Here is a 6,375-nt window from a genome sequence, read left to right on the forward strand (position 1 = left end):
CCAGTGTCGATTCGTCCTCTCCTGATTTTGTTGATACTGAATTGAGTCTATACGATGGCGACAGCATCGAAGTAGCCTATACGATAGCCAAAACAAAAGAGACTAAAAAAGAAAAATTCAAAATACCAAAAGTAAGTAAAGAGGAAAAAGACGCGACTAAAAATTCTACAATTAAGGATCGCTTAATTGTAATGAATGGAGAAACGTCTTTTATCCGTAAAGCTGACCCTGCCCATATGGGAGTGGCCGCCACATCCCTGCTTCCTCAAGACTTTGCCGGGGGATTCATGGAAGATCCTGCAAATTGGAATATTGTAGGGAATGAAGAAGTAGCGGGTGTTCAAACCGTCGTCATTGAAGGAACCTTGGATGAATACTATTCAAGTAAATACAACGGTGGAAATTTCAAATTGAACGTTGACCCCAATACTGGCATTCTCCTTCAAATGGAAGTTAGGGATAAAGCCGGTGAATTAAAAAGGTCATTAAAAACATCTTCGATTAAGATAAATGGAACCTTGGACGAAAGTTCATTTGTTATCGAATAAACATAAAAAGCGATACAACGTTTATTTTAAGAGCCATTTTGAACTGCACCCCAGATGTTAGACACATAATCTTACATTTGGAGATGCAGTTTTTATTATGGCTAGGTTTACTGCAAATGCGAAATGGCTACTTTAGTGCCATATTCCTTTTGTTTGTGCCATTTTATTTTTTTTCAGAGGCCTTCGCATGAAGTGAGTTGGCATATTTTCCAACAATACTAAATAGGTGTGCTTACTAATTATACAGAATGCATAGTGGTAAACAGTTTGGCAGTTGCTGGTGAATTTCTTGTTTGGGGTAAATAGAAGGTCATTTTCCGGCTAATTTAGGAAAGCATACGATTCCATTCGGACGGTTCTTCCGGTAAAAGCTATACCCTAAAAGCTGATTACGGCCAATGAAGTGTACCACTATAAGGGGGTTGCTCTTTATATTTATGTTTTAAGGTTGTAATTTCAAATGGATTTTCCTCTTTATATTATACCTACTAATTTAGTAGAGAAATATTTAGGAGAGTGTTAATAGATGGCATATTACAGTTTTGGTAGTACATCATTTTCTAATTATATTTGGGTAAACGGTGGGAATCCTTTTTACAATCCCAGCTATATTGAATTTGAAAGAGTAAATCAAGTAATCATAACTGTTGAAATTTATGATCGTAAAAACCGTTATATGGGGAAAGGTGTAACAAATGGACTAGCAGGATGGGCATCAGTGGATTTAGGTTGGTTACCAAGAGGAATGAGTTACAAGCTGAAACTCGTTAATAGTAGTGGTGGGACAGCACAAATTAAACATGGAAATGTATCTTATTCACCTTTGATTATTGCATAGAATGGAATAACTAAACCTTTTCTAATGGGTTTGTTGAAATAAGGGAAGGAAAAGCACCTAGTGAACTTATAAAATTTAGATTCAACAAATGGTGCTTTTCTTTTTTTGTCTATATAAAAATAATATTGTTGTTTTTCAATACAAAAAAGACTTCCGAATATTCATAGCAGGAAGTCTTTTTACCCTATTAAGTTACGTACAGAAAAAAAATTTCTATCTGCGTTAATATTATACCACATACTTTTTAGTAAATCTCTCTTTTCGATAGAAATGACATATAAAATACAATATGATAATATGTTAATAAAAGCACTAACTATTAATGAGCTATTTAAGGAAATCCATTTTGGAGGTGTTTAATATTTTTTTATGTTTATTCAATTTGGTATAGCTTCTATTTTAATGTTGTGTTTTACTGCTGTTGCTTGGTATGAGGGAAGTGCTATTTTGGATAATCCTTGGGAATGGAGATATTCCACTCCTTTTACTCAGCTATTGTATGGAGAAGTAAGTAAACCAAGTGACATATCACAACTGGATTATTTTGTCTACGCAGCTAAATTTCAACCCACTTTTCCAATATTAATGACTATAATTGCTCTATATTTACTAATTCTAGTAGGATACCTTTTGTTAAAAAAAGAAGATAATTTACTTGATTTATATATATCTTTGTTAGGAATATCTTTACTTTTATTAAGTTATTTTGTTTTTAATTCTTCTACTTTTGGGGGCCGAATTTTCTTCTTCATTTTCTTAACTAGTGGTATTTTATGTTCAGCGTTTGTTCTAAAGAGAATAATTAATTTAAAATTAATGAAGAATCAAAATTAACCATATAAACCAATAAAATTTTCGGGACAATAACCAATCGAAGAGAAAAAAACTAATTATCGCCATTCAAGGAGTAGATAGTTAGGAAATGTCGATAATTCATATAAAGTAGTCTGGTTTTCTCCTTCCCTAGATAGGGCAATATGGGGAGGACGGGAAGAAGGAGTTTGTGTTTTTGTTAGAAAAAATTGCATTTCCAATCATACACGACATCGGTTCCATTAATGACGGTCAATTTACTAATTTATGATTTCGATTGTATCATCAACAACGATTTTATTCGTTTTGATCTGGAGTTCTCGCGCCTTTTTAGAATATACCGTAAGGCTTGTAGGGACGAAGATTCGATTGTCTCCAGTCTCTTTCTTATCCCTCAGCTCTAAAACGTGAGCCAGCTTAGATCCTTCGCGTTGAAAGATCATGTTAATCTTTCTGTTTTTAAACGGACTATGCATTACCCCGGATAAACAGGCTTTATATCGCAAATACCTTTATATAACATTCCATACAGATAAGGGAGCGACTCGATTCGATCTTTATTGTTTTTACCAATCTAAAATGACCGAAAGTTGATGGTCCAGATCGTCCGCTTTTTGCTGAAAACATTGACTAACTGGATAAAAATACGAATAAATGGTTTTGCAGAGCTAATACTCCGCAGCAGCTTTATATGGAGTGGCGGGCATGATAGCCTAGATCGGCAAAGCCAGTCCTCTTAGGTGCTGGCTTCTTGGCTTGGGAATCATGCCCGCCGAGGCTCCATGTCAAGCTGCCACTTAAATCTCCGATCCTGCAAAACCATTTTTATGCACTCTATAGAATTTAAGGAAACCAAGAAAGTCGAAAAACAGTGTCTAAATTACAGGTTAAAACTGCTCAATTTGGACAACTTAGTCGTCAATGGCCTATTTTTGAAGAGAATTGGAGTAATTGAGGCAAAATGGACCATCAAATCCTATTTTAGGAAAGCTAATGTAACGCCATGTGGACATATACCCCGTCAAATGCTGGACATTTAGAATCGTCAACTTTAGGACAATATAGCTTGGTATTAACACTTTATATTCCTTAAAACTTCCTTGGTCTGCATTAGCAAGGTAATCCTTGTTCCATTCGCCACTAATAAGTAATTCAAGTTACTAAATGGGGCCTGTAGTTTCAAAAGTAGAAGCTGCATCTGCAGCTTTTTTATGGATTCAAATGAAATATTAAATGCAAGATCGATATTGTAATGCCGAATAAAAAGGAAGAGAACCCTGCAAACTAGGGTTCTCTTTTCACCTGGGGTTAAAGTAATTCGTGTCTTTCACAATAAGAAATGGCTGCATGTTTCAATTCTTCATAATCGTTTAACTTTTGTTTTATAAATAGAGGAGAATTTTGATTTTTATAATGTTCAAATCCCTCTTCAGCATTGTGTGAAGTGTAGTAGAATCCACCTGGACTAGTTGGACTTTCTACCTCTTCAGGAGAAAATAATCGCAACCTCCTTAATGCTGAGGATAAGGACATTAATTGAGAAAGACCTTTAACAAACGTTTCAATAACTTGAATTTCATAAGATGTTACAGAGTTATGTTTGTTTCACTGCGCTGCCGTATTACCCGTCGAATGCTCCAGGATCGAACCGGTTTACATACAATGCATATTGGAGTAACTTAACAAAGTTACCAACACTGCCTAAACGTAATGTCGGCAATCGATCCCTGGTCGTCGGTTCCACGCTGCCTGTTTGAAGGTTTGGTGCAATCCCTTCCTCTGTTTGAATTCCATAGATTAGCGCTGTATTCGTCCCTCTTTGATAATGACCGTCACATGGCTGCACGCCGGACGTTGTATAATATTTGTTATTCAAATCCTGCTGCATTTCTCGAATTCTAGGATCGCTGCCAAACGTGAGGACATAAGCATCCATGGTCAGAAACGCTTTAAATACATAGTCATATACTTTTCCGTTGCGAACAGTCAATCCCGCATCGGTTTGCAGTCGAATGACAGCATTTTTCAAGTCTTCATCAAACAAGCCAGTAAAGCCGCCTGGATCATACCCTTTACAGTAACAAGCACCTTGTAAAATATGAACAATTATTTTTCCCTTGCTCATCTTCCGGAACTGCACCTAATTCCATTTCGCCCCAACTCTTATATGCAGCACTTGTACCTGGTCCGAAATTGTCGACTGGTGTTCCAATTCCCAATTCAATTTGTAGAGCACGGGTTAGAGCATATACGGTTGACCATCCAGTTTTTCCGTTTTCCGGAGCTGACTCATAGCCATTTCGCCCTCCATATGTGTCGTTAGACCCATTCTTGAATCATTAAGACCATTAAATCCATATTCAAACCTTCCTTCGTTTTAGTTTGCCCTTATTCACGGTAATTTGGGGGATGCTTTCCCAAAATAGATAATTAATAAAGAAAGACTCATATTGATAAGTACAACCCCTATCAAACAAATTTTTTCTTTCTTCAAAAATCTCTCATTTATTATTTATTGCCAACCATTTTCTTTTTCTTGAGCTGCTCTATCATTTGAAAATAGCCTGGAATATTTTCTACGTCATAATTTTTTTATGCAAAATAACAATTTCATTTTTATCTCCTGAGATAAATCCTCTCTATCCTGCTGGTTTGTTTGGTTTAGAGAAGATATAATTTTCGGAGAAAAAAGCTCGATCACCGTATTCAGTGAGTTATCATCGGTATTAGATTGTCTTACGAGTGTGTATAAGCTATCTTTCATCTATACTCCTCCTCTTACTTGCAGTTTCGAGAAAATTTCTCATTTTCTTCAAAGCCCTTGCATGACTCTTTGAAACCGCCTGCTGTGATTTGTTTAAATTTTGGGCTATCTCTGAATCGGTTAACCCATGGAATAGGCCAAACTTATAATTTGGCGTTGGTTTTCCGTTAATTGCTGAAACCCTTCGTGTAGCCAATAGTTAGTCAGCTGTTCCTCTATCCCTAATGACATCTCAAGTTCATTTATTTCTTCCTTAAATGCTGTTACCGCCAGCACATCAATAAGTGGTGTATCTGTTTCTTTGTTTAAAGGTTTGTCTAAGACCAATCTAAACCTATCAGAAGTTTGTTTATTACTCTTATCAAAGTTGATTGAATGAAAATGAATTGTCTTAGAAAGATAACTGGTAAACCTGATCCGAAAATAAAACTCTTTAAAAGATTCATCTATCCGATTGATTAAGGTATCAGTTGGGTCGTTAATTACTTGTTTTAAAAGCTCCATATTTTCCGGAATGCTTAAAAATGAATTAATGATAGGGTTTTTCAATTGCTCCTCATTTTCCTTTAAATACCTTGTTAACACTGAATCACGCATTTTCAAACGCCCACCCCCCTTGCAAGGAACGTATGTTCGTATTGTTGGTAAAAAAAATAGGGCTTGCCTGATTATAGCAGTATTGACTTTCTTAAATTGTACCAAAATATTGTTCTCTATGGAAAATACTTTCAAGAAGACCTTTTTATCACTTCCGCTAATTTTAATATCACCTCTTCTAACTTTTCAAGTTTCCTCTCAAACCTTAAAAAAAGATAGATTGTAATCACAATAGGGAATCCGAAGTTACCCAAAATAGTTGTCCATAAAGGAATATCTATTGTACTCATTAAAAATCCTTTCTTCATACATATTTTTTTCAACCTAGTAAATAAAGAATAAAAAACGATAGATTTTACAACCACTAAAACCATTTTTAATATAAAATTTCCCTTTTGAACCATAGGAAAACCTCTCAAGTAAGAATCACATGAGAGGTTTCTTTTCATATTCTTGTGTTGTCAAACTACCATAAATGTCAGGTTTTTAGTGTCTGAACACAGGCGAATAACAGTTGAGCACTTCATCTCCGTGCGGCTCTACTTTTAGACGATAAAAATTATTCCTAGATAAATAACAATACAAGTGGGAAAATCAGCTCGATCACAGACACCAATGGAAATACAATAACATTTGTCTATGATGCATCTGGCAAATTAACAAAAATTCAGGATGCATCCGGACGGGCAACCAGCATTTCCTTCGGGACAAACGGGTATGTATCCAGTGTGACAGACCCGGCTGGCAGGATAACTTCCTACAGTTATGACGCGTCTGGCAATATGACTAACGTCACCAATCCAGAGGGCAAGGTG

Annotated in this window: 11 protein-coding genes; 4 read left to right on the forward strand and 7 right to left on the reverse strand. The window is 35.8% G+C overall.

Features of this window, described 5'->3' with window-relative positions:
- The 3 genes from JCM21738_RS24575 to JCM21738_RS20485 form a co-directional block, all read left to right on the forward strand.
- Positions 1–548, forward strand: a 548-nt coding sequence (locus JCM21738_RS24575) for a LolA-like protein (protein WP_023626477.1), incomplete at its 5' end; no start/stop codon positions are given.
- A 526-nt stretch (positions 549–1,074) separates the two neighbouring features.
- Positions 1,075–1,386 (forward strand): hypothetical protein, encoded by a 312-nt coding sequence (locus JCM21738_RS20480; protein ID WP_023626478.1) that lies wholly within the window; start codon positions 1,075–1,077, stop codon positions 1,384–1,386.
- Between the two features lie 369 nt (positions 1,387–1,755).
- Positions 1,756–2,220: a YjdJ family protein gene (locus JCM21738_RS20485; protein WP_034331442.1), complete on the forward strand. Its 465-nt coding sequence runs from the start codon at positions 1,756–1,758 to the stop codon at positions 2,218–2,220.
- Positions 2,221–2,459: 239 nt separating this feature from the next.
- On the opposite strand, the gene JCM21738_RS20490 is transcribed toward JCM21738_RS20485, so the two are convergent.
- From JCM21738_RS20490 to JCM21738_RS27810, 7 genes are all read right to left on the reverse strand, one after another.
- A complete protein-coding gene (locus JCM21738_RS20490) occupies positions 2,460–2,642 on the reverse strand; it encodes a hypothetical protein (protein ID WP_023626480.1) in 183 nt (60 codons plus the stop codon).
- Positions 2,643–3,507: 865 nt separating this feature from the next.
- Positions 3,508–3,705: a hypothetical protein gene (locus JCM21738_RS24580; RefSeq protein WP_052019831.1), complete on the reverse strand. Its 198-nt coding sequence runs from the start codon at positions 3,703–3,705 to the stop codon at positions 3,508–3,510.
- 115 nt (positions 3,706–3,820) lie between these two features.
- On the reverse strand, positions 3,821–4,324 hold the full coding sequence (locus JCM21738_RS20500) for a peptidoglycan-binding domain-containing protein (protein ID WP_023626481.1): 504 nt from the start codon (positions 4,322–4,324) through the stop codon (positions 3,821–3,823).
- Positions 4,325–4,780: 456 nt separating this feature from the next.
- Positions 4,781–4,963, reverse strand: coding sequence for a helix-turn-helix domain-containing protein (locus JCM21738_RS20505; protein ID WP_148296160.1), 183 nt, complete (start codon positions 4,961–4,963; stop codon positions 4,781–4,783).
- Complete coding sequence (locus tag JCM21738_RS27575) at positions 4,953–5,159, reverse strand: sigma factor-like helix-turn-helix DNA-binding protein (RefSeq protein WP_081742189.1); 207 nt, start codon at positions 5,157–5,159, stop codon at positions 4,953–4,955. Before JCM21738_RS27575 ends, JCM21738_RS20505 begins: the two co-directional genes overlap by 11 nt.
- The gene (locus tag JCM21738_RS24010) at positions 5,084–5,566 is read right to left on the reverse strand and encodes a hypothetical protein (protein WP_023626483.1); all 483 of its coding nucleotides are present in this window, start codon (positions 5,564–5,566) and stop codon (positions 5,084–5,086) included. Before JCM21738_RS24010 ends, JCM21738_RS27575 begins: the two co-directional genes overlap by 76 nt.
- A gap of 125 nt (positions 5,567–5,691) precedes the next feature.
- On the reverse strand, positions 5,692–5,964 hold the full coding sequence (locus JCM21738_RS27810; RefSeq protein ID WP_023626484.1) for a YvrJ family protein: 273 nt from the start codon (positions 5,962–5,964) through the stop codon (positions 5,692–5,694).
- 165 nt (positions 5,965–6,129) lie between these two features.
- Here JCM21738_RS27810 and JCM21738_RS27945 point away from each other — a divergent pair.
- A partial coding sequence (locus tag JCM21738_RS27945; RefSeq protein WP_148296161.1) for an RHS repeat domain-containing protein occupies positions 6,130–6,375 on the forward strand: 246 nt, incomplete at its 3' end.

The organism is Mesobacillus boroniphilus JCM 21738, assembly GCF_000517385.1.
GTDB classification, from domain to species: Bacteria; Bacillota; Bacilli; order Bacillales; family Cytobacillaceae; genus Mesobacillus; species Mesobacillus boroniphilus.